General features: G+C 66.0%; 23 protein-coding genes. 8 read left to right on the top strand and 15 right to left on the bottom strand.

All coding sequences use genetic code 11. The annotated features are described in order from the left end of the window. Nucleotides 1-5 precede the first annotated feature (5 nt). The gene (locus tag ACSFBF_RS15235; protein ID WP_435468307.1) at nt 6-563 is read left to right on the top strand and encodes a GNAT family N-acetyltransferase; all 558 of its coding nucleotides are present in this window, start codon (nt 6-8) and stop codon (nt 561-563) included. 3 nt (nt 564-566) lie between these two features. Here the strand turns inward: ACSFBF_RS15235 and ACSFBF_RS15230 are convergent, their stop codons facing one another. Next, nucleotides 567-1094 (bottom strand): thioesterase family protein, encoded by a 528-nt coding sequence (locus ACSFBF_RS15230; protein ID WP_435468305.1) that lies wholly within the window; start codon nt 1092-1094, stop codon nt 567-569. Between the two features lie 57 nt (nt 1095-1151). Between ACSFBF_RS15230 and ACSFBF_RS15225 the strand changes: the two genes are divergently transcribed. Continuing rightward, the gene (locus ACSFBF_RS15225) at nt 1152-1646 is read left to right on the top strand and encodes a MarR family winged helix-turn-helix transcriptional regulator (RefSeq protein ID WP_435468303.1); all 495 of its coding nucleotides are present in this window, start codon (nt 1152-1154) and stop codon (nt 1644-1646) included. Here ACSFBF_RS15225 and ACSFBF_RS15220 read toward each other — a convergent pair. Beyond that, nucleotides 1636-2142, bottom strand: coding sequence for a gluconokinase (locus ACSFBF_RS15220; RefSeq protein ID WP_435468301.1), 507 nt, complete (start codon nt 2140-2142; stop codon nt 1636-1638). The two genes, ACSFBF_RS15225 and ACSFBF_RS15220, sit on opposite strands and share 11 nt — an antisense overlap. A 109-nt stretch (nt 2143-2251) precedes the next feature. Here ACSFBF_RS15220 and ACSFBF_RS15215 point away from each other — a divergent pair, with 109 nt between their 5' ends. The 3 genes from ACSFBF_RS15215 to ACSFBF_RS15205 are packed head-to-tail and all read left to right on the top strand — an operon-like array spanning nt 2252 to nt 8236. Beyond that, entirely contained in the window at nt 2252-5470 is a 3219-nt protein-coding gene (locus ACSFBF_RS15215; protein ID WP_435468299.1) for an efflux RND transporter permease subunit, read from the top strand. Nucleotides 5471-5474: 4 nt separating this feature from the next. Beyond that, nucleotides 5475-6740, top strand: coding sequence for an efflux RND transporter periplasmic adaptor subunit (locus ACSFBF_RS15210; RefSeq protein ID WP_435468297.1), 1266 nt, complete (start codon nt 5475-5477; stop codon nt 6738-6740). Then, complete coding sequence (locus ACSFBF_RS15205) at nt 6737-8236, top strand: efflux transporter outer membrane subunit (protein WP_435468295.1); 1500 nt, start codon at nt 6737-6739, stop codon at nt 8234-8236. The genes ACSFBF_RS15210 and ACSFBF_RS15205 overlap by 4 nt, the downstream gene beginning before the upstream one ends. A 32-nt stretch (nt 8237-8268) precedes the next feature. Here the strand turns inward: ACSFBF_RS15205 and ACSFBF_RS15200 are convergent, their stop codons facing one another. From ACSFBF_RS15200 to ACSFBF_RS15145, 12 genes are all read right to left on the bottom strand, one after another. Next, nucleotides 8269-9195: a LysR family transcriptional regulator gene (locus ACSFBF_RS15200; RefSeq protein ID WP_435468293.1), complete on the bottom strand. Its 927-nt coding sequence runs from the start codon at nt 9193-9195 to the stop codon at nt 8269-8271. A gap of 28 nt (nt 9196-9223) precedes the next feature. Continuing rightward, nucleotides 9224-9583 carry a hypothetical protein gene (locus tag ACSFBF_RS15195; protein ID WP_435468291.1) on the bottom strand — a complete coding sequence of 120 codons (360 nt, stop codon included), beginning with the start codon at nt 9581-9583 and terminating at the stop codon, nt 9224-9226. Nucleotides 9584-9728: 145 nt separating this feature from the next. Continuing rightward, nucleotides 9729-10124: a roadblock/LC7 domain-containing protein gene (locus tag ACSFBF_RS15190; protein ID WP_435468289.1), complete on the bottom strand. Its 396-nt coding sequence runs from the start codon at nt 10122-10124 to the stop codon at nt 9729-9731. Further along, nucleotides 10121-10663 (bottom strand): GTP-binding protein, encoded by a 543-nt coding sequence (locus ACSFBF_RS15185; RefSeq protein ID WP_435468287.1) that lies wholly within the window; start codon nt 10661-10663, stop codon nt 10121-10123. Before ACSFBF_RS15185 ends, ACSFBF_RS15190 begins: the two co-directional genes overlap by 4 nt. After that, a complete protein-coding gene (locus tag ACSFBF_RS15180; protein WP_435468285.1) occupies nt 10660-11340 on the bottom strand; it encodes a hypothetical protein in 681 nt (226 codons plus the stop codon). The genes ACSFBF_RS15185 and ACSFBF_RS15180 overlap by 4 nt, the downstream gene beginning before the upstream one ends. A gap of 21 nt (nt 11341-11361) precedes the next feature. After that, nucleotides 11362-15132, bottom strand: coding sequence for a pilus assembly protein (locus tag ACSFBF_RS15175; RefSeq protein WP_435468283.1), 3771 nt, complete (start codon nt 15130-15132; stop codon nt 11362-11364). Nucleotides 15133-15149: 17 nt separating this feature from the next. Then, entirely contained in the window at nt 15150-15743 is a 594-nt protein-coding gene (locus ACSFBF_RS15170; RefSeq protein WP_435468281.1) for a pilus assembly PilX family protein, read from the bottom strand. After that, nucleotides 15740-16897: a PilW family protein gene (locus ACSFBF_RS15165; RefSeq protein WP_435468279.1), complete on the bottom strand. Its 1158-nt coding sequence runs from the start codon at nt 16895-16897 to the stop codon at nt 15740-15742. The genes ACSFBF_RS15170 and ACSFBF_RS15165 overlap by 4 nt, the downstream gene beginning before the upstream one ends. Next, the gene (gene pilV, locus ACSFBF_RS15160) at nt 16894-17316 is read right to left on the bottom strand and encodes a type IV pilus modification protein PilV (RefSeq protein WP_435468277.1); all 423 of its coding nucleotides are present in this window, start codon (nt 17314-17316) and stop codon (nt 16894-16896) included. The genes ACSFBF_RS15165 and pilV overlap by 4 nt, the downstream gene beginning before the upstream one ends. Beyond that, nucleotides 17313-17903: a pilus assembly FimT family protein gene (locus ACSFBF_RS15155; RefSeq protein WP_435468275.1), complete on the bottom strand. Its 591-nt coding sequence runs from the start codon at nt 17901-17903 to the stop codon at nt 17313-17315. Before ACSFBF_RS15155 ends, pilV begins: the two co-directional genes overlap by 4 nt. Further along, on the bottom strand, nt 17900-18358 hold the full coding sequence (locus tag ACSFBF_RS15150; protein ID WP_435468273.1) for a type IV pilin protein: 459 nt from the start codon (nt 18356-18358) through the stop codon (nt 17900-17902). Before ACSFBF_RS15150 ends, ACSFBF_RS15155 begins: the two co-directional genes overlap by 4 nt. Before the next feature lie 396 nt (nt 18359-18754). Continuing rightward, nucleotides 18755-19699: a LysR family transcriptional regulator gene (locus ACSFBF_RS15145; RefSeq protein ID WP_435468271.1), complete on the bottom strand. Its 945-nt coding sequence runs from the start codon at nt 19697-19699 to the stop codon at nt 18755-18757. Nucleotides 19700-20030: 331 nt separating this feature from the next. On the opposite strand from ACSFBF_RS15145, the gene ACSFBF_RS15140 reads away from it, so the two are divergent. Beyond that, the gene (locus ACSFBF_RS15140) at nt 20031-20588 is read left to right on the top strand and encodes a MarR family winged helix-turn-helix transcriptional regulator (RefSeq protein ID WP_435468269.1); all 558 of its coding nucleotides are present in this window, start codon (nt 20031-20033) and stop codon (nt 20586-20588) included. On the opposite strand, the gene ACSFBF_RS15135 is transcribed toward ACSFBF_RS15140, so the two are convergent. Then, nucleotides 20585-21679 (bottom strand): PA0069 family radical SAM protein, encoded by a 1095-nt coding sequence (locus tag ACSFBF_RS15135; RefSeq protein WP_435468267.1) that lies wholly within the window; start codon nt 21677-21679, stop codon nt 20585-20587. The two genes, ACSFBF_RS15140 and ACSFBF_RS15135, sit on opposite strands and share 4 nt — an antisense overlap. A 121-nt stretch (nt 21680-21800) precedes the next feature. On the opposite strand from ACSFBF_RS15135, the gene ACSFBF_RS15130 reads away from it, so the two are divergent. Then, nucleotides 21801-22397 (top strand): GbsR/MarR family transcriptional regulator, encoded by a 597-nt coding sequence (locus ACSFBF_RS15130; RefSeq protein ID WP_435468265.1) that lies wholly within the window; start codon nt 21801-21803, stop codon nt 22395-22397. A 59-nt stretch (nt 22398-22456) separates the two neighbouring features. Further along, nucleotides 22457-22879, top strand: a complete 423-nt coding sequence (locus ACSFBF_RS15125; protein ID WP_435459996.1) for a thiol-disulfide oxidoreductase DCC family protein — start codon at nt 22457-22459, stop codon at nt 22877-22879. The last annotated feature ends 9 nt before the right edge of the window (nt 22880-22888 follow it).

Below are 22888 nucleotides of genomic sequence, written 5' to 3'. Positions count from 1 at the left end.
ATGCCATGCCGGCCCTCGACTACCCCAGCCACCTGGTCGAGGACTGGCAACTGAGCGACGGCACCCCGGTGCGCATCCGCCCGATCCGCGCCGATGACCTAGCGATGCACACGGCCTTCGTGGACGGCCTCTCGAAAGAGACGGGCTACCACCGCCTGCTGTCGCCGCGAAAGCCGCAGCCCGACGAGCTGTGGCGCATGACGCACATCGACTACGACCACGAACTCGCGCTCATCGCAACGACCGAAATCGACGGCACCGAGCAGCAGATGGGCGTGGTGCGCTACGTGCGCGGCGAGACACCCGAGACTGCGCATGTCGCCGAATTCGCCGTGGTCATCGCCGATGCCTGGCAGCACCACGGCGTTGCCCACAAGCTCATGCGCAAGCTGATCGACGCGGCCGCGGCGGCCGGCGTGAAGCAGCTGGCAGACATCACGCTCTACGACAACACCGGCATGCTGGCGCTGACGCGCAAGCTGGGCTTCAAGCTGCAGCGCGATCCGGGCAACCCGAACGTCACGCGGCTGCGGCTGGCGCTCGATGCGCCGCCAACGCGTTGAGCCTTACCAGGCTGCGTTCATCACGCCCTGCTCGGCCGCGATCCAGTCACGCACTGGCCCCGGCAGCGCATGCGCCGGCGGCACGAGCCCCATGGCTGCATACGACTCCTGGTTCGGCACCAGCCCGCCGCGTCCCACGGCCGCGCCCTTCATGTAGCCGGCCGCGCACACCCTGTCGCCGCGCACGAACTCGAAGCGCATGTAGTTCCAGTGCTGGTCGGTGGCGTCGAGCCGAAAGCGCAGCGTGTACACCTGAAAGGGGTTGAGCCCGCGCCGGTAGCTGATGAGCGAGCCGCCGGACATCGGCCTCCAGCCCTGGCGCAGCATGGCGGTTGCAAAGCCGGTGCGCACGAAGTACTCGACCAGCATCAGGTCGACGACCGTCAGGTAGCGGCCGTTGTTCATGTGGCCGTTGATGTCGAGGTCGTTCGGCAGCACGCGCAGTTGCCGCTCCAGCGTGTCGCCCGGCGCAAGGCGAGGTGCGCGCCAAGCACGCAGCAGAGTCATCAGCAAGCGCAGGTAGAGGTTCATGAAAAGCCTAGAATTGGTTCAATTCAGAACATTCTAGTTCAAGACTGAACCATTTCAATGCCCGCAGCAAAGCAGCCCAAGCCCAGCAAGACCGACAAGACGCCCTCTTCGCCCCACGGCACGGCCGCATGGCTGGCGGTGGTGCGGGCCTACAACCTCTGCGAGGCGGTGATGACGGCACGGCTCGCCACCATCGGCCTGCGCGTGGGCGAGCACGAGGTGCTGGCCACCATCGCGACCACGCCGGGCATCACGCAGCAGGCGCTGGCCGCGCGCTGCTTCGTGGCGAAGAGCGGCGTCAGCATGCTGCTCACGCAGATGGAGGCCCGGGGCTGGGTGCGGCGCGACAGCGATGGCGCCGACGCGCGCGTGCGTCGCCTCACGCTCACCGACGACGGCATGGCAATGGCGCAGAAGTGCCTGGCGGTTCAGGCGGAGATGGTGACCGCGATGGTCGCGCCGGCCACGCGCGACGAATTGGACGCAGTGGCCGACGTGATGGGCCGCGTGGCCACCACGCTCGAAGGTATGCGCGCCGAACTCAAGGGCTGAGCAGCCACGCCTTCACCGCCCCCACCGACTGCGCCAGCGGCGCGGTCGCATCCACCGCGAGCACGCCCGACTCTCCCACCGGCGACTCCAGCGTGGCGAACTGGTTGGCCACGAGGCTGGCCGGGAACATGTGTTCGCCAGCCCCAGCCCGCGCGGCCACGCGGCGCTCGGCCTCGGCCCGCTCGATCTCCATGAACACGAAGCGCAGCCCCGGCACGGCCGCGCGCAGCTGCTCGCGGTAGATGCGCTTGAGCGCCGAGCAGGTCAGCACCGCGCCCTGCGGCGCATCGGCCAGCGCGCGGCCCAGCGTCGCGAGCCAGCCTGCGCGGTCAGCGTCGGTCAGCGCGATGCCGTGGCTCATCTTCTCGACGTTGGCCGGCGGATGGTGGTCGTCGCCCTCGATCAGCGGCAGCCCGAGGGCTGTAGCCAGCGCCGCGCCCAGGCTCGACTTGCCGCACCCCGAAACCCCCATCACTACCAGCCAGACCCTGTCCATATGCACCCTTTTGGTAAAGCGCCACACCCTATTCCACGGCGTCGGCAAACTTAAATCTACTTCCTTATGATGCGAAACCTTTTTCCGTCGGAAGCAGAGAGCCCCCTCCATGGTCCAGCTTGCGTTGCGTCGTCCGTACACCTTCATCGTCATGGCGATGCTGATCGTGCTGGCCACGCCCTTTGTCCTCGCACGCATGGCGACCGACATCTTCCCGGAAATCAACATCCCGGTGGTCAGCGTCATCTGGAACTACACCGGCCTGCCGGCGCAGGAGATGGGGCAGCGCATCTCGGGGCAGGTCGAGCGCGGGCTGACCACCACGGTGAGCGACATCGAGCACATCGAGTCGCAGTCGCTGGCGGGCGTGTCGATCATCAAGGTGTTCTTCCAGCCCACGGCCAACATCGAGATGGCCATCTCGCAGGTGGTGGCCTCCATGCAGGCGCAGGTGCGCCAACTGCCGCCGGGCATCACGCCGCCGCTGGTCATCAAGTATTCGGCTTCCAGCGTGCCGGTGATCCAGCTGGCGCTGTCGAGCCCCACGCGCTCTGAAAATTCGCTGTTCGACTCCACCGTCAACCAGCTGCGCCCGCAGCTCATCACGGTGCCGGGCGCGGCCATTCCCTTTCCCTACGGCGGCAAGAACCGGCTGATCTCGGTCGACCTCGACACCCAGGCAATGCAGGCGCGCGGCCTCTCGCCGGCCGACGTGGTGAACGCGGTGAATACGCAGAACCTGATTCTTCCCTCGGGCACGGCCAAGTTCGGAGCCACCGAATACAACGTGAAGATGAACGGCTCGCCCGACGCCATCGCGGGCCTGAACGACCTGCCGATCCGCACGGTGAACGGCGCCACCACCTACCTGCGCGACGTGGCCTACGTGCGCGACGGTTTCTCGCCGCAGACCAACGTAGTGCGCCAGGACGGCGTGCGCGGCGTGCTGCTGTCGGTGCTGAAGAACGGCGGCGCGTCCACGCTGGACATCGTCTCCAACATTCGCGCCATGCTGCCCATCGCCGCGCAGACGATGCCGGAAGACATCAAGATCACGCCGCTGTTCGACCAGTCGGTGTTCGTCAAGGCAGCCGTGAAGGGCGTGGTGTTCGAAGCCATCCTGGCCGCAGCGCTCACGGCCGCGATGGTGCTGCTGTTCCTGGGCAACTGGCGCAGCACGCTGATCATCGGGCTGACGATTCCGCTGTCGATCCTGGCGTCGATCCTGGTGCTGTATTCGCTCGGCGAAACGCTCAACCTCATGACGCTGGGCGGGCTGGCGCTCTCGGTGGGCATCCTGGTCGACCAGGCGATCGTGACCATCGAGAACATCGAGCGGCACCTGCACATGGGCACGCCGCTGAAAGAGGCCATCGAGGTCGGCGCGGGCGAGATCGGCTCGGCCGCCTTCGTTTCCACGCTGTGCATCTGCATCGTGTTCGTGCCGATGTTCTTCCTCTCGGGCGTGGCGCGCTTCCTGTTCGTGCCGCTGGCCGAAGCCGTGGTGTTCGCCATGCTGGCGTCCTACCTGCTCTCGCGCACGCTGGTGCCGACGCTGGTGATGCTGCTGATGGGCGGCGTGCATGCCCAAGCACCGGCTGAAGGTGCAAAGCAGAGCGCCCTGCAGCGCCTGTACCGCGCCTTCGACCGCCGCTTCGAGCGCGTGCGCCGTGCCTACACGCTGGTGCTGTCCGCGGTGCTCTCCAAGCGCGCCGGGTTCATCGGCCTGTTTCTCGGCTTCTGCCTGCTGTCTTGCCTGCTCTACCCGGCGCTGGGCCGCGACTTCTTCCCGACCGTCGACGCCGGCCAGATCCGCCTGCACCTGCGCGCGCCCACCGGCACGCGCATCGAGGAAACCGCGCGCCTCACCGACCAGGTGGAGGCCGCCATCCGCGAGCTGGTGCCGCAGGACCAGCTCGAAACCATCCTCGACAACCTGGGCGTGCCCAACAGCGGCATCAACCTGTCGTACAGCAACGCCGGCACCATCGGCACCTTCGACGGCGAGCTGCTGCTGTCGCTGAAAGAGGGCCACAAGCCGACCGAGCAGTTCGTGTCGCTCCTGCGGGCCGAGCTGCCCAAGCGCTTTCCGGGCATCGAGTTTTTCTTCCAGCCGGCGGACATCGTCACGCAGATCCTGAACTTCGGCCTGCCCGCGGCCATTGACGTGCAGTTCAGCGGCAACGACATGGCCGGCAACGCCCTGCGCGCGGCCGAACTGACCAAGGCGATCCGCCAGATTCCGGGCGCGGTCGACGCCCACGTGCACCAGCGGCTCGACGGCCCGGCGCTGAGCCTGCAGATGGACCGCACGCGGCTGCAGCAATACGGCTTGACCGCCTCCAACGTGGGGCAGAACGTGCTCATTGCGCTGTCGGGCAGTTCGCAGACGGCGCCGGCCTTCTGGCTGAACCCGGTGAACGGCGTGGTCTACAGCATCGCGGTTCAGACGCCGCAGTACACCGTCGACTCGCTCGACTCGCTGCTGAACATTCCGGTGGGCGCAGGTACAGGTGCGGCAGCGGGGGGAACCGGCGCGCAGCAACTGCTGGGCAACCTCGTGAGCACGCAGGCCGACCGCCAGCCGGCCGTGATGTCGCGCTACAACATCGCGCCGGTGATCGACGTGTACGTGAGCGTGCAGGGCACCGATCTGGCCAGCGTGGCGTCGAAGGTGCAGAAGCTGGTCGACGAGATGCGGCCAAAGCTCTCGCGCGGCAGCCGGGTCGAGATCCGCGGGCAGGTGCAGACCATGCAGTCGTCGTTCATCGGCCTGGGCGTGGGGCTGGCAATGGCAATCGTGCTGGTGTACCTGCTGATCGTCGTCACCTTCCAGTCGTGGCTCGACGCAGCCATCATCATCACCGCCCTGCCGGCTGCGCTGGCGGGCATTGCGTGGATGCTGTTCATCACCGGCACCACGCTGAGCGTGCCCGCACTCACAGGCGCGATCATGACCATGGGCGTGGCCACGGCCAACTCGATTCTTCTGGTGTCGTTTGCGCGCGAGCGGCTGCAGGCGGGCATTCCGCCGCTGTCGGCCGCGCTGGAAGCCGGCGCCACGCGCATCCGGCCGGTGCTGATGACGGCGCTGGCCATGATCATCGGCATGATCCCGATGGCGCTGGGCCTGGGCGAAGGCGCCGAGCAGAACGCGCCGCTGGGCCGCGCGGTGATCGGTGGCCTGATCTTTGCCACGGTGTCGACATTGTTTTTCGTACCCGCCGTGTTCGCGGGGGTGCACAGTCGGCTTGCGCACCGCAAAGCGGCACGCGAAGCCGCTCACCAGCCACAACTGCCAGCGGGCGCAGCGCCCCAGGAGAACTGATTTCATGACGGAGCAACGCCATTCGGCATTGGCCATTCACCCCATCGCCGTTGAAGAGGGCGACGGTGAACTGCTGCGCCGCCGGCAGATCGTGCGGCGCACGCGCTGGCTGGTGCTGATCGTTCTAGTGCTGCTGGCGTTCGGTGCGGCGCGCACCGTGTTCGTGCGTATCGCCAACGCCCGCGCGCTCGAAGCGGGCACCAGTGAGCGCGCCAGGCAGTACGTGCAGACCGCCCTGCCCCGCACACCCACCACCGGCCAGACGCTGGCGCTGCCGGGCACGCTGCAGGGCTTCGTGCAGTCGCCCATCTCGGCGCGCGCCAGCGGCTACCTCAAGCGCTGGACCAAGGACATCGGCAGCCGCGTCGAAAAGGGCGAACTGCTCGCCGAGATCGAGACGCCCGAAATCGACCAACAGCTGTCGCAGGCCGTGGCCGCGCGTGCGCAGGCCGCTTCGGGGCTGGACCTGGCGCGCAGCACCGCCGACCGCTGGGAGGCGCTGCGCAAGAAGGACGTGGTTTCGCAACAAGACCTGGACGAACGCCGCAGCGCGGTGGCGCAGGCCACCTCGAACGTGGCAGCGGCTGATGCCAACGTGCAGCGGCTGAAACAGACCGAAGGCTTCAAGCGCGTGGTGGCGCCGTTCGCGGGCGTGATCACGCGGCGCAACGTCGACGTGGGCGACCTGATCGACGCGGGCGCGGGTGGCGGTGCCGGGCGCGCCCTCTTCCTGCTCGCGCAGACCGACCCGCTGCGCGTGTACATCAACGTGCCGCAGGCCTATGCGCAACTGGTGAAGGCGGGCCAGCCGGTGGTCGTCACGCAGGCCGAACTGCGCGGCCAGAGCTTCAAGGGCCAGGTGGCGCGCACCGCAGGCTCCATCGACACGACCACGCGGATGATGCAGGTCGAGGTGTCGCTGCCCAACAAGGACGGTGCGCTGCTGCCGGGCGCCTACGTGCAGGTGTCGCTGCCGCTGGCCGCGAGCCGCACGCTCACCGTGCCGTCGAACGCGCTGCTGTTCCGCGCCGAGGGCACGCGCATCGCGGTGGTCGATGCGAAGGGCCGCGTGGGCCTGCGCGCCGTGACACTGGGGCGCAACTACGGCGAGAACGTCGAAGTGATCGACGGGCTCGAAGGCACCGACCGCATGGTGCTGAACCCTTCGGACTCGCTGGCCGAAGGCGACATCGTGGCCGTCGCGCCCGAAGCGCCGCCGGCCGCCGCAAAGGCTGCCCCGCCCGTCATGCCGAAGAAGGAACCGGCGTGAGGTTGCGATCGCCGGCCGTTGCAGTGGCTGCCGCGGTGCTCGCGCTCGTCGCGGGCTGCGCGGTCGGCCCCGACTACAAGACACCCGACACGCCCCTGCCCGTCAGCTGGAAGCTCGAGGAGCCCTGGCGCGTGAGTGCGCCCAGCGACAGCGCCGACAAGGGCCCGTGGTGGAAGCGCTTCGACGACGCCACGCTCGACACATTGCAGGCGCAGGCCCTGGCCGGCAGCCCGACGCTGGTCATTGCCAATGCGCGGCTGGCGCAGGCGCGCGCCGCGCTGGCGTCCAACGCGGCCAGCCAGTACCCGCAGCTGGGCCTCGGCACACGCGCCTCGCGCCTGAAGATTTCCGCCAACCGGCCGTTGACGAACTACTCGACCGCCAACGCGTCGACGGTGCAGAACGACTTCACCGTCTCGCTGAACGCCAGCTACGAGCTCGACCTCGCGGGCCGCGTGCAGCGCACCGTCGAGGGCGCCTCGGCCTCCGCCGAGCAATCGGCCGCCGACCTGGCCAACACGCGGTTGCTGTTGAGCGCCGACGTGGCCAACAACTACTTCAACCTGCGTTCGACCGACATCGAGCTCGACGTGCTCTCGCGCTCCATCGGCCTGCAACGCCGCGCGCTGGAGCTGGTCACCGCGCGGCATGACCTGGGCGCGGTGTCGGGCCTCGACGTGGCGCAGCAGCAGGCGTTGCTCGAAACCACGCTGACGCAGGTCGACGTGCTGAAGAAGCAGCGCTCGCAGTACGAGCACGCGCTGGCCACACTCACCGGCACCCCCGCGCCGAACTTCGCTCTGCCGGTGGATCTGCGCGAGATCAAGCCGCCCGCGGTGCCGCTGGGCGTGCCTTCGGAAATCCTCCAGCGCCGGCCCGACGTGGCCTCGGCCGAGCGCGCAATGGCTGCGGCCAATGCGCAGATCGGCGTGGCCACGGCGGCCTTCTATCCGAGCTTCATCATTTCGCCGACCGTGGGCGTGGACAGCCGAACGATCGAGACGCTGTTCAACGGGCCCAGCCTGCTGTGGTCGGTGGGCGTGTCGGCCACGCAGATGCTGTTCGACGGCGGGCGCGTGCGCGCCAACGTCGACTTTGCCAAGGCCGGCTACGACGCCACCGTGGGCAACTACCGCCGCACCGTGCTGACGGCGATGCAGGAAGTCGAAGACGGCATCACTGGCTTGTCGGCGCTCGACAGCGCGACCACGCAGGCGCAGTCGGCCGTGACGGCGGCGCGGCGCGTGCTCGACATGGCGACCAGCCGCTATGAAGGCGGCGCCTCGACGTATCTCGACGTGATCACCGCGCAGCAGTCGCTGCTCACGGTCGAGCGCCAGGCCGCGCAGTTGCAGGGGCAGCGGCTGCTGACCTCGGTGTTTCTGGTGAAGGCGCTGGGTGGTGACTGGTGCGGCGCCGACGCGACCGGGGCACTCGACAAGGCGCCATCGTCCTGCCCCATCACCGTCGCCGACCGCTCCGCCAAGGCGGGCTGAACGCAACAGGCGGTCGCGCTCGGCGCTCAGGCTCAGGCGGCCACGCCCCTTGATGCAGGCGCCCAATCCTGCTGGCTGAGCTTCTCCATCGCCATGTCGACGAACGTCGAAACCGCTTGCGGAACGTACTGCCTGCTGGCGTAGATGACGCTCAGGCCGCGTCCCGCCCGCATGTACTGCGGCAGCACCGGCACCAGCCTGCCAGCGGCCACGTCGGACGCCGTCAGGATCGACGGCAGCGCGGAAATGCCCAGCCCGGCGCATGCGGCCTTGAGCAGCACGCCCTGCACGTTGCTTATGAAGCGCCCCCTTACCCGCACGTCTTCTTCCACGCCGCCGGGGCCTTGCAGGCGCCAGGTCGAGAGATTGCCGGTGTCCGGCGGCTGCGTCACGCAGTCGTGCTCGAGGAGCTCCTGCAGGCTTGTGGGTGCGCCCCGCGCTGCCAGGTAGGCGGGGCTGGCAAGAAGCCCCCCGTAGCTCGCGAAGATCTTGCGGGCCACGTAGCTCGAGTCCTGCAAGGGCCCTCCGCGAAAGGCGACGTCGATGCGATCGCCGATGAGATCGGCCACGACATCGTCGAGAACGAAGTCGAGCCGCACCCGCGGATGCGCGGCCAGGAAATCGGCAACCCATTCCATCTCGAAAAAATCGAAAAAGCTGGCTGGCGCTGCCACCCGTACCAGGCCGCTCGGTTCCTGGCCACCCGCGACCTGAAGCCGCCCGGCGCCGATCAACGCTTCGACCGCCGGGCCGCATCGTTCCTGGAAGGATTGGCCGGCATTGGTCAGCGCCAGTTTGCGGGTCGAGCGCTGCAACAGCCGGGTACCCAGGTGCGCCTCGAGTTGCCGGATGCGCCGGCTCACCGTCGCCGACGGTACGCGCAGCTGCCGCGCAGCTTCCGCGAAGCTGCCGAGACGCGCCACTTGCACAAACATTGCGACTTCGTTCAGGTCGAGCACGGAGATTCTTTCTGCCTTTCTGCTGATTTCAGAAGTCCATCAGCTTGTCGACGTCCTGCGTCTTGCGGCGGGCCAGGGCGAGGTTGGCGCGCTGCTTGTCGAGCACGACGTAGAGAAAGACACCCTCCTTCGATGCCGAGGGGCGGATGATGTGGTACTGCCTGCCCAGGGTGATCAACACGTCCTCGATCACGTCGTTCAGGCTCAGCGCCTGCATGGTCTTGAGCTTGGAGCGCATGACTTCCGTGTTGCCGGCGGCGGCGATCTCCATGTCCACGCCCGACCCCGCGGAGCCAAGGATCATGCCGCTGCCCGAGTCGACGACGGCCGCGCACATGGCGCCGTCGATGGTCAGGATGTCGTCGAGCGTTTGCTTGATGGATGCCAAGTCGTTTCTCCAGTCAGATCATTGAAAAGTTTGCTGCGTACCAAAAGGAAGCCGCTGCGCTACGCAAATACGCAGGGGCCTTGAAGGGTCGGGAATCTCTAAAGGGTGCTGCACCAGGCAGGCTTCGCGCGGGAACCTGCCGTCGTCATGCCTCGGCGAGGGTCTTGGCGAGTTGGGCGGCCCGGTAGGCCACCAGCGCCGGGACCGCGCTTTCGCGGGCGATCACGTTGATGACGAGTTCGCCATCGCGCCGGTGCACGCTGTAGAAAACCGCAAAGCCGGAGTCCGTCAGGACCATCACGCTCTGGTGGCGGCCCAGACGGGCCTCGTCGGCGACAACGCCGCTGATCGCCACGATGGAGCTGGCCATGGCAGCCACGCGGGCGGGGTCCGCATCGCCTGAGGCCGCGGACGCCACGTCGAAACCGTCCACGGTGGCCACCACGGCGGCCGTCACGCCACTCAGTTCGTCGACCAGCTTCTGCACTTCGCGTTGCGCGTGCGCGGTTGCCGTCTTGGACAACCCATGTCTGACACTCAATCTGTTTCTCCCCGCATGTCGGCTTCAAGTTGCATCAGCAGCGCGTCGATCAGCAGGATCACATCGGCCCTGCTTCGCACATCCACATCAAGAATCGGAAACACCCGGCCCGTGGCCGCGAGTCTTTCCGCGTAGTCGTCGAGGGTCGGCACGGGATGCGCGTCCATCCGCCCCACGCCGATCACGCAAGGCAAGGTCCGCAGGGCTTCGGCAAAGCCCTGCATGTATGTGGACAGGTCGCCCAGCGGATCGGGCCGCGAGTTGTCCATCAGGACGATCACGCCCAATGCGTTCCTGACGAGAATCTTCCAGAGAAAGTCGAAGCGGGCCTGCCCGGGCGTGCCGAACAGGCGAACCCGGTCTCCGTTGTCCAGCGTGAGCTGGCCGAAGTCCAGGCCCACGGTGGTGCGCTCCTTGTCGATCGACGTGTCGGAGTTCTGCACCTCAGTCATGACCGGCGAGGTGTCGCTCACGCATCCGATTGCCGTCGTCTTGCCTGCGCCCACGGTGCCCGTGAGAAGGATCTTGTATTCCTTCATGACGTTCTCAGGCCCAGCCGGCGACGAATGCCGTTGAGGAGGCCACGCGCGAAGTCGCCGCGCACCGGCCTGTCGAATTTCGGCGCGAACAGCGGCGGCACGGCCTGCTCGACATGCAGTTCGAGCACGCCGGCCTTGCGCAGCGCCTGCAGAAAAGCAACGCACTGGGCAAACGGAAGCTGGCTGATGTCGGCCAGCTCGTCTGCATTCAGCGCGCGCCGCGCCAGCAGGCTCGCCATGCGGATGTTGTCGAGGTCGTTGCGCAGCAGCATGGCCGGCGGCCAGCGGCGCAGCATGAAGCGGACCGCATCGGAAACCTCGACCTCCAGGGCGGTCTGCTCGTCCAGGGTCAGCCCCATGGGCTGCGCCTGGCGCAGCGCTTGTTCGGTGCTCTTGAGCCAGCGCTGCAGCTTGTCGGCACGTATCGGCCGCTCCAGCGCGTTGGGTTGTCCGCCCGAATTCATGCGCGTGAGCCTGAGCACGGCCGCGGCCATGCCGACCACCTTGGGATATTCGTGCTCCACGGCGGCGGCATCGACAAGCAGCGCGTCGTACGGCGGTGCATTGACCAACTGCCACGGAAAGGCAGCGTCGCTCGCATACAGCCGGACGATCGTCTGGATCACCACGACTTCGGCGACCGGCAACTTGTAGACGCCGAGCCTCAGCATGGCCATGCTCCGCCTGCAACGCTCATGTCAGTTCACCGCCGGCACTTCGCGCCAGTTCAGCAGACGCAGCGAGATGCCGCTCGTCAGGTCGGCGTCGACCTTCTTGGTGTCGCCCTTGGCCGTTCCGGTGACGATCTTGGTGACTCCATCCACGCTGACGAATTTCAGATCGGTGATGGAGCTGGAGACACTCACGTAGCCGGTAGACGACGGCAGCAGCACCGACCGGCCGGTTCCGTAGTTGACGGCATAGACCCGGCTCTGCCCCGAGGGGCTGCAGGCGTCGCCGGTGGTCAGCAGGCTCGCGAAGCCCACGATGCCGTTGAAGGCGGTCGGATTGATCACCATGCGCCAGCCAACGCCGCTGGTGGCGCCGAGGTCGAGGTACCAGCCTTTCGAAGTGTTCGACAGGGTGATGCCTGCGGTCACGTCGGTCACCTGCGTGAGATCCGTGCGCGTGATGGGCGTGCTCACGGCATTGAAGGCCCCGGCCGTGCCGTCGAGGATGGCGTAGAAGGTCTGCGCAGCCGTCGAATTCACGTCGGACGAATCGAGCAGCCTGCCGGTTCCGAGCAGCACGAAACGCTTGCGCGTGACGGGGTGGACCTCGATCAGCGGCGCCGTGCTCACGGGTTGCGCATTGCCGGATCCGTCGGCGAAGGTGGCCAGCTTGGTGGGTGCCGGATAAGAGCCCGGGCTGCCCTTTTCTGCCGTGAGATCGAAGCGCCAGAGCTGTCCGTCGAGGTCCGCCGCGTACACCGAGTCGGTCGTGTTGTCGCCGAAGTCGGCAACATAGGCGGAGGCCTGCGCCAGCCCGTTGGAGGAAGTGGGCGTGGCCACCTTCTCGAGCAGCGCGCCGGTCTTCGGATTCACGACGTACAGGTAGCCCTTGCCGTCGCTGTTGCTGTAACCCGAAGTCAGCAGCACGACCCAACCGTACTTCTTCGTCTTCACGACCGTGGGGGCGCCGTAGCTGTAGCCCATGGTGGTGTCAGTGAACTCCCACTTCACCTGGCCCGCCACGGCGGCTTCGGTGCTCATGCTGGCGGGATCGGTCACGTCGATGGCGTAGTAGCTCTTGCCGCCCTTGCCGAGGCCGCCGATCAGCAGCGTGTGCCAGTCGGCGCCGCTGCCGTCGCTCTTGGTGGTGACGGTGCCGCCGGCATTGCCCAGGTCGATGTCGAAGGCCAGCGGCGTCGCGTCCACGTAGTAGTGATGCGCGTAGCTGGGGTTGCCGATCTGCGCCAGCCCGTCGACCTGCGGCGTGCCGTTCGGGCCCTGGAACAGGGCGCTCGGCACATAGGCGAACTGCTCGGTGCCGGCGGTGCTCCCCGTGAGCGCGCCGTTGAACGCATGCAGCATTCCGTCGTTGGCGCCGGCATAGACCATGGTGGGGCGGGCGGCCCATTTGGTCTTGAAGGCTGCGTAGCCCGGGTTGCTGTTTTCCGAATAGTTCGTGGCGGGCGGCCCGACGGGCGTCAGCTTGGCGTTGACGATATCGCCGAGCAGGAGGGTGCGGCTGCGCAGGGCCTTGGTGCTGCCTGCAACGGTCGACGTGGATTCGTTCGTGCGATCGCCTCGCAGGTAGTTGAGGTAGTCGGTGCTGGTGTTGCTCTTCGCATAGGAAGGCGCCAGCGCGGCCAGTTGGGCCGATGTCACGCTGCCGGCGCGGAAGGCCACGCCTTTGCTGCCATTCCAGGTGGCAACGCGCCGCGCCGTGTCCCAGCCGCCGCTGGCCAACTGGGCCTCGAGCGTGGTGCTGCTGGTCCAGGCCGCTGCGGTGGACGGGGTGCCGTCGCTGGCAAAGCTGAGCGTGCTGGCCGTCAGCACGCCCGTCCAACCCTTGGAGTCGTACTGCGATGCGTAGGACGCACTGCCGGTGGAAGAAACCTGCGCGCTCGAGAGCGAGAACGATGTCGTGAATGCCTGGATGGCATTGGCAATGTCGGTGAAGGCCGCCTTCAGGCCGCTCACCATCTGCCCCGCGTTGCCTGCCAGGAAGTAGTTGTCGGGCCGCTGGCGGGTGTTGCCGTTCATGTTGATGCTGTCGCCCGACGAGTTCCACCAGCTCTGCGCCAGCGGCGTCTTGGTGTTGGCGGGGTCGTAGTTGGTGGGCGCGCTGAAGCCGCCGTACTTGGTCGCCAGGTAGTAGGGGTTCAGGTCTTCGGCCCGTTGGTATTCCATGACATCCATCCAGTAGGTGGAGATGTTCTGGGTGCCGGTGAGGTCGGGGCGGATGTCGTTGACGTGTACGCCGTAGGCCAGGCCGGCGATGTAGTAGGTCGAATCGTTCCCGCCGCCCCCCCACCACGGCGTGGGTGTCGTGAAGCCTTCCAGCGTCTGCAGGTTCTTCGTCCAGACGTCGGCCTTGTTGAAGGTATCCGCGGTGACCGCCGAGGGCGCGGCACGCCAGCTCTTGACCGAGCTGCCGCCCACGTCGTAGTCGTAGTGCGTGTGGTCGTCGCCGATGCCCAGAATGAAATTCTTCTGGCAAGAGTAGGCAATAGGGTCCTTGCCGCTCCAGTCGATCACGGCGGGAAAGCCGTCGAGTTTGGCGTCCCTGCCCGCCACGCCGGTGGCCACCGAGTTGGTCCACTCAGGCACGTTGCCCAGGTTCTCGAAGTACCGCACGACAGCGTAGTAGAGCTCGCTGACGTTGTCATACATCATGTAGTTCTTGGCGGACTGGCCGAACTTGTTGAGGTAGTTCATCACCCCGCTCTGCGAAACGCCGCTGGCGGTGGCGGAAACGGTGTCGGGGTTGGTGGTCATGATGCCGGTCGTGGCGTCCCACTCGCCGCGGGCGTTGGTGACCACCGCGGTGGACAGCGGCTGTGGATAGGTCGGGCCGATGAAGCCCATCGGCGCGCGCATCACACCGCCCTGCTGCACGATGCCGCTATCGTTCAGGAACGAGAAAGTGCCGTAGCGGATCTTGTTGGCGTACTGCTGCAGCAGCCCTTCCGGCTTGTAGTTGCTCCCGTACTTGACGCAATTGGCTTCGAGCCCGCCGGCGGTCGTGCTGGTGTCGCAGACCTTGACGCGAACATAGACCTGATAAACGGAGCCAGCCTTCTTTGACTGATTGGCCTTGTCGAGGTCGCTCAGGTCGTCCCCCGCCTGGGTGGGATCGCCCGTGCCCGTGAACACCATGGTGTTGCCGCGCGACCAGATGCTCGAATTGAAATTGCTCCACCCGCTGAAAGGCGTGACGGATGAAACCAGCGCTGCCGGCAGCCGATGGCCCGTCCACCACTGGTCCGTCCCGCGCAAGGGGAAATTGCTCAGCCCCCCCTGGCTGGAGCCCCATGCCTTCTCGAGGATGGTCTGGCTCGTGGTGTCGACGCTGCGATAGCCACCGGACAGCGCCCAGCGGAACGGGTCGATGGTCTGCATCGTGGCCCAGTTCATGAAGTTGCCGCTCCACTGGCCCGAGCAGCTGTGCTTGTTGGTGCCGGTCGATGCGCCCGCTGGCTGGAAGTAGCTGTCGGACGCCGCATTGGTCGCCACCGCCGGCTTGACGTACTGGTACGTGTAGCACTTCTTCGGATCGAAGTAGCCGAGGTATTCGCTGGCGTCGGCATAGTCGCCGAGATTGGCCACGCTGATCGCCGTGGGGTATTCGACCGACAGCGCCAGAGCCAGGTTGCCCGGAACGTCTGACGTGGCGAACACAGGCTGATCGGACAGCTTCAGCGCTGCCATCGCGGTCACGCATGGCAAGGCCAGCAATGCGAAGGCGGCAGCAACGATGCCGGAGACCGCAAGAGGCGAGCGACGACGGAAAACGCGTGTCATGGTGATGCGGTGCTTTCTCAATCTGGCTTGGTGAACGTCGACTGCACGAACACCTGCGTGTCGCGTGGCCCGCTGACCCGCATGCTCAGGCGGTAGACGGTGGCCGTCGGTGGGGGCGGCGGCGGCACGGGGCCGGCCGTGCCGCCGCTCGGCGCCGCTGAGGACTGCACGCAGCCCGTGCTGGTGGCGGTGCCGCTGCTGGTGCAGAGGCGATCGATCACGTAGCGGATGCTCACCTGCGCGGTGCTGTCCGTGATGTCGTTGGACGCCTTGCCGACAGTGGCAAAGGTGGTGTCGTCGAGCAGCGCCTTTGGCACTCCCTGTGCGTTGGTGTCGAGCTTGGTCGCCTTGAAGTTCTCGGCCTGCACATCGGTCGTCGCGGTGGCCAGCGCTCCGCTGGTGGCGAACTTGGCCAGCACCGCCGAGACCGCCCGTTCGCCCTGGTTCACGAGGTCGCGCCTGAAGGCCAGGTTTCCGGCCGTGGACAGCGAGGTGTGCATGGAGCGCACCACCGCGACTCCGCCAGCCAGCAGGATCACGAGGATGACGAGACAGAACAGCAGCACGACGCCGCGCTGGCGCATCGCTGCGCGAGGCATGGGAATCTTCATGGGAGCAGCAGCATGTTGCGCAGCGGGATGGTGAATTCGACGACCCGGTAGCGGTAGTGCTGGTCTTCCGCGGCGCTCAGGGTCACGCTCTGTGCGAGCGAGTTCTTCGATGCATCCAGCACGCCGTCGAACAGGGTGAGCGTGCCGGGCGAAACGGGATCCTTTTCCCTGCTCGCGCTGCGCATGACCAGCGCGACGCGCACGGCCACGATCTGCCGGAGCGTGGCCGTCGTCTTCATGACGGTGGCGATGTCGTAGCCCTTCGCGCCCGGGTCCGCCCAGGCGTCGAGGATGCCGTCGCCGTTGGTGTCCAGGCCGTAGAGGGCATGCATCTCGGCCACGCCGTCCGCGAGCGCCTGCGCGGTGGTGGTTCCCGCGCCCTGCAGCAGGTCGTAGCCGTAGAGCGTGCGGTTGTCGCCCACGCCGAAGAGCTGGAACTGGACGTTGCCGTTCTCGGGATTGCCCAGCGGCGTGACGTAGGTCGAGGTGCTCGCGGCCAGTGTCTCCAGCGGCGTGGTCTTGCCCGCCGTGTAGTAGGTGCCATCCAGGGTCAACACCTTGGCCGTGGCTCCGGACACCTGTTCGAGCAGGCAGTCCGTAACACCGTTCTGGCTCACCAGGACGACGTCGTCAGTGGAGATGCCAACCGTGTTGTCCATCGAGAGCGTCTTGGCGCTGCCGGGGTCCGTGAGGCCGCGCGGCACGCCGCCTGCCACGGCATCGCCGCCCATGACCACCAGCACGTCGGAGCCGGCGTCGGACTGGTTCTTGCCGATGAGCACGGGCGCAACGCGCAGATCGGCCTTGTCACTGGGCAGGAAGTTCTTGTTGAAGGGTGCCGGAAATGCGGCGGCGGCCGGCAGCAACGCGGCCACGTTGAGCTTGCAGCCGAACACACCCCGGTCCGTCGGCTGGGTCGACTGGCTCAGGCCCGAGCCGGCGCTGCGCAGCGCTCGGTCGAGCACATAGGCGGCATAGGCGCCTGCCTGGTCCATGTCGTTGGTGGAAGTGGTGCTGCGCTTTTGCGCCTCCCCGACCGTGACGATGCTGGTGACGGCCAGCGTCAGCACCAGTCCGATGACCATGGCCACGAGCAATTCGATCAGCGAGAGGCCGCGCTGCCGCGGCAGCGCCGATGAGAAAGCGGGCCTCATGGCAGCGTCACCCGCGTGGTGAACGTGCTGCTCTGCTCGGTGCTTGCGCTTGAGCGGGAAGGCGCCTTCCAGGTGATCTGGATGTCTGCGCTATTGGTGGTGCCGCTCACCGCGGTGACCGTCACGGCGCCATTCGGCAGCCCGCCTTTCGTGGCGTCGCTGGCGCGCGTCTGCCAGACCGAGCCCTTGCCCGTGTTCACGGAAATCGACTTGCCGAGCCACATCGCGCTGGCAACGTCGTTGGCGAGCAAGGCGGCCCGGTTGCGGTCTTCTGCATCCGTCGACAGGCTGATGGCGCGCGCCTGCAGGCCGATGAGGCCGAGGATGCCGAACGAAAACAGAAGGAGGGAGACCAGCACTTCGAGCAGGGCGAAGCCCGTTTGCGGGGCTCCAGGAGCGGGAGAAAGGCTTTTCTTCATGGGCAACCGTCGGGAGAATCGGTCAGCTTGCGTGCCGGATCGCACATGCGGATCTGGCCGCCCAGGGCGACCAGCACGCGCAACGGGCGGTCGGCACCGGGAGTCAGGGTGACGTTGTAGGTCTGCAACGCCGAGGCGGTGCCGCAGCTGGCGCCGTTCACATCGGTGTCGGTGTTCGCGACCACGCGCCCCATGGCGTTGAAGCAGACGGCCACGGGCCCCGTGATCTGAACGCCGGATGCAACATCCGTGAGCACGCCGGCCTGCACGAAGGCGCTCTTCGCATCCAGGCTCGACTTGGAGACATTGATCGACCAGTTGCTGCCGTTGGCAACGGCCGTCAGGCTGGTTTGCGGCGCCGGACTGTTGGTCAGCGAAAACACGATGGGCCGGCTGCGGCGCAAGGCTTCGCTCTGCGCGAACCGCAGTCCGTTCTGCAGCGAATCGCTCACGGTGCGAACCTTGTTGTTGTTGATCCACGTCATGAACGAAGGCATGGCCAGCATCGTCAGGACGGCCAGCAGCACGATCGTCACCATCAGTTCGATGAGGGTGAAGCCCGATGCGTGGCGCGGATGGCCCTTCATGCCGGACACGCCTGGCCGCGCCGGGTCACCCAAGCCGCCTTGCAGCCGGTCCACCCCGACACCTTGCTATCGATGGTGGTCGACTGGACCCCGAGCTGGTCCACGAAGAAGGTGAAGCCGGTGGTCGGGCCGCTGCCCACGGCCTGCAGCGTGTAGCTCGTCGAAGTCGCCGCGGGGTCGGTGGTACAGGACAGCGTGAAATAGCCGACGACGGTGGTCTTGCTGCAGGGAGGAACAAAGGTGCCGGTCTTGAGATAGCTCCGGTTGTCCTGGTAGAAGCGCTCCATGTCGGCGCGCATGGCCGACAGGCCATTGGTGCCGTCGACGAGCTGCCCCCGCAGCACGTAGTCGCGATAGCTGGGCAGGGCGAGGGACGCCAGGATGGCCACGATGGCCACCGTGATCATGACTTCGATCAACGTGAAGCCCGCTGCGCTCAAAGACCGTGTCTGCATCCGCTGTCCACCCTTGCAAAACAAAGAAGATCCGTTCGCCTCCAGATTGGAGAAACGATGAAAACGAATGAATTGGACAGGCGCTGAAAGACTGGTCCAATTCAAGCAATCCGCAAATTCGTTCCAGGCGGGACGAAAATGGAATCACCAATGCGTATCTCTATTGGGAGATCGCATGTGACAATTGTTTACGATCTTTGTCGCTTCCTACTAGCGCTCTAAATGAAATTCAGCCGCTCAAGTTTCGAGGTAATCGCGACGCTGAATCGGTGAAATGCACCAAAATCAGGCGCATTGCTCCGATATGGGTCGCGCAGGCGCGGGAATTGAGTCGATAGCAGAAATGCAATGCGTCGCCGAATTGCGGCACGCCAATTGGCGTGCCGCGCCCGGCACTCAAGCCGTCTCTGTCTCTGTCTCTATCTCTGCGTTGGACTGCGGCGTCCACTCCTGCAGGCTGAGCTTTTCCACGGCCATGTCGACGAACGCGGCGACTGCCCGCGGCCTCTGCTGGCGACTGGGATAGACGACGCTCAGGCCGCGGCCGGCCCGCATGTACTGCGGCAGCACCGGCACCAGGCGGCCGGCCGCCACCTCTGCTGCCGTCAGGATCGCCGGCAGCGCGACGATGCCGAGTCCGGCGCACGCGGCCTCGCGCAATGCCACCTGCATGTTGCTGGTGAAGCCCCCTCTCACCCGCACTTCTTCTTCCACGCCGTCAGGCCCCTGGAGACGCCAGGTGGTGAAATTCCCGGTGTCTGGCGGCTGTGTCACGCATGCGTGCCTGCTCAATTCCTCCAGATTGGCGGGCGCTCCGTGCGTCGCCAAATAGGCAGGGCTGGCAAGAAGGCCCCCGTAGCTCGCGAATATCCTGCGGGCCACGTAGCTCGAGTCCGGCAAGGGCCCGATGCGAAACGCGACGTCAATGCGGTCGGTAATGAGGTCAGCCGGGATATCGCTGAGAACGAAATCGAGTTGCACCAGGGGATGCGTGGCGAGAAAAGCCGACACCCATTTCATCTCGAAGTATTCGAAGAAGCTGGCCGAGGCCGCCACCCGGATCGGGCCGCTAGGCGCCTGGCTGCCCGCGACGTGCGATTGCCCAGCTTCGATCAGTTCCTCGACCGCCGGGCCGCACCGCTCATGAAAGGTCTGGCCCGCGCTCGTCAGCGTCAGCTTGCGGGTCGAGCGCTGCATCAGCCGGGTTCCCAGGCGCGCCTCGAGTTGCTGGATGCGCCGGCTCACCGTTGCCGACGGCATACGCAGCTGTCGCGCCGCTTCGGCAAAGCTGCCGAGGCGCGCAACTTGCACGAACATTGCGACTTCGTTCAGGTCAAGCACGGAGATTCTTTCCTTGAATGCCGAATGCAATACGCTTACGGCGTGGAAGGTTTTAATTACGTATTTGCTATCAATCGATCACTGATTTGCAATCATTCAAATCCATCCAGATTCATGAATTCCCGCCCATTGCGGAAGATAGTTAAATCAAGACTGAGCAGTAGCTGACCAATTGGCATTGACGGATGTTTTGTCGGGTACAGTCGCAAATCGGTCGTCGTTGCGGCAATATTCAGCGTTGTTTCCTGGTTATAGGCAATAACCAATAATTAATCTAATCCATTACCCGCCACCAAGGCGGGCTGGCCACAACCCTTCAGTTCCGATTCGTATGCCAGCTTTTCCCAATGCAGATGCCTTGCGCGATCCGCGCTCCCTGGACGACCTGCTCCTGTATCGGCTGTCGCGCGCGGTGCGTGCCTGTGGCGGTATGGCAACCCGCCTGGTCGAAGGCGGCTTCGGCATCACACATCGCGAGTGGGGAATGATCGGCATGCTCGCGCAGATCGGCGAGATCACCTCCTCCGCATTCGCCGAGCGCCTGCAACTGGACCGCGTGCGCACTTCGCGCGGCCTGCGCAGCCTCAGCGAGAAGAAACTGGTGGAGCGCCGGCAGGATGCGCAGGACGGCCGCGAAGTGCATGTGCGCCTGAGCGACACCGGCCAACAGCTATGCGATGCGCTGTTTCCGCGGGTCGCCCGTCTCAACATGGATCTTCTCGACGGCATCGACGCCGAGCACCTCGACATCTTTCTCGAGTGCCTGCGCCGACTCGAACTACGCGGCAGGGAACTGAGCGAACTGGGCGTGGTGCCAGAAAAGGCCGACCGCCGCTCGGGCGGCACGCGCCATCGGTGGCCCGAGCGTGTGGCGCCTGGGTACGGCTAGAACAGGTTGCCTTGCCCCACGGCCCCAGGCGGCCGGAACGCAGTGACGTCCAGCGGAATGCGCTCGCGGTTGTAGCCGAGGCGGTTCGTGGCCTTCTCGAAGCGCTGGTGGATCAGGTCGGCCCACAGGCCCGAGCCTTTCATGCGCGTAGCGAAGTCGGCGTCGTAGTCCTTGCCGCCGCGCATCTCGTGTATGCGCGCCATGATGCGGTCGGCGCGCTGCGGGTAGTGCAGCATCAGCCACTCCTTGAAGAGCGGCGCCACCTCCCACGGCAGCCGCACTACCGTGTAGAAGGCGCTGCGCGCGCCGGCCTCCCACGCGGCTTCGAGCACCTGTTCCATGTCTTCGGTCACGAAGGGAATCTGCGGTGCCACGCTCACACCCACCGGCACACCGGCCTCGGTGAGTGTGCGGATGGTGCGCAGCCTGCGGTGCGGCGCGGCTGCGCGTGGCTCCAGCTTGCGGGCAAGTTCGCCATCGAGCGTGGTCACGGTCACGTACACGGCCACCAGGTGGTCGGCCGCCATGGGCGCGATCAGGTCGAGGTCGCGCTCGATGGCGCTCGACTTGGTAACCAGCGCGAACGGGTGCCGCGTTTCCTGCAGCAGTTCGATGATCGAGCGCGTGAGCCGCAGATCGCGCTCGATGGGCTGGTAGCAGTCGGTGGCGGTGCCGATGGCGATGTAGCTGGGCTTGTAACTCTTGCGCCCAAGCTCGGTGCGCAGCACCTCGACGATGTTGCGCTTGGCGATCAGCTTGGTCTCGAAGTCGAGGCCGGGCGAGAGATTCAGGTAGCTGTGCGTGGGCCGGGCGAAGCAGTAGATGCAGCCGTGCTCGCAACCGCGGTACGGATTGAGCGAGCGGTCGAAGTAGATGTCGGGCGAGTCGTTTTCATTGAGCACCGACTTCACGTCTTCGAAACGCACCTCGGTGGCAATGGGCTGCAGCTCATCGGCCTCGGCCACGCCTTCTTCGAGCGTGCCCCAACCGTCGTCGAAGGCGTTGCGCTCGTCCTTCGAAAAGCGGTGTGCGATGTGCGTGGCCGCGCCGCGGCCCTTGATGGCGTGAATGGGGACTCTGGCAGCTGGCATGGCAACTCCTTGGAGGACTCAATTTACTGTTTATTCATACAGTATTCCACTGATTCACCATTGCCGCTAATTTTTCAATTTCTCTATTGACAGAAATTTCGTAAATCCTAAACTCGAAGCCATGGAACTCACCGACATTCAACGCAAGTTCGTCCTGCACTGGGGCGAAATGGGCTCCATGTGGGGCGTCAACCGCACCGTCTCGCAGATCCACGCCCTGCTCTTCGCGCACGGCAAGCCGATGAACGCCGAGGAACTGTGCGAAACGCTCGGCGTCGCCCGCTCCAACATCAGCAACAGCCTGAAGGAGCTGCAGGCCTGGAACCTCGTGCGTGTGACCCACACGCTGGGCGACCGGCGCGACTATTTCGAGACCAGCGTCGACGTGTGGGAGCTGTTCCGCACCGTCGTGCGCGAACGCAAGGAACGCGAGTTCGACCCCACCGTGCGCGTGCTGCGCGAGCTGGTCTCCAGCCCCGACTTCCAGAAGGAACCGGCCGATGCACAGGACCGCATCCGCTCCACCATGGAACTCATGGACAAGCTCGCCACCTGGGCCGACGAAATGCTGCGGCTGTCGCCCGGCACACTCGACAAGGTGATGACGCTGGGCGCGAGCGTGCAGAGGTTTGTGCGCGGCGATGCGGCTGCGACCGGCAAAGGTGGCGGCAAGGACGAAGACCCGGACGCACACCACGCCAGCCTGCCGATGATCTGAGCCCCTTTTTTTGCCCTCTAGTTTCTGTTTTGACAGAAATATCGATAACCAAGAACGCCATGAGCCACACCGCCCTTCCTGCCTACCCGCTCACGATCTATTTCGACGCAAGCTGCGCGATCTGCTCGGCCGAAATGGGCAGCCTCAAGGCGCGCGATGTGGCGGGCCGACTGCAACTGGTCGACTGCTCGCCGGCAGCGTTCAGCAACGGCCCGGCTCCGCGCGACGCGCTGATGGCGGCCATCCACGTGTCGGACGCCGAAGGCCGGGTCTTCGTCGGCGTGCCCGCAATCCGCATCTGCCGAACGGCGGTGGGCTTATCGAGCGGCAGCTTCCTGCTCGACCTGCCGATCGTCGCGCCGCTGGCCGACCGCGCCTATGCGCTGCTGGCGCGCAACCGCTACCGCATTCCGCGCTGGCTGGCCGCAAGGCTGGCCGGGCGCGTCGCGCCTTCCTGCGACGACGGCAACTGCCGCCTCTGAGAACCAACG

The organism is Variovorax nivicola, assembly GCF_051216475.1.
Lineage (GTDB): Bacteria > Pseudomonadota > Gammaproteobacteria > Burkholderiales > Burkholderiaceae_C > Variovorax.
The sequence above is the reverse complement of the archived record's forward strand: the minus strand, read 5'-3'. Positions and strand labels throughout refer to the sequence as shown.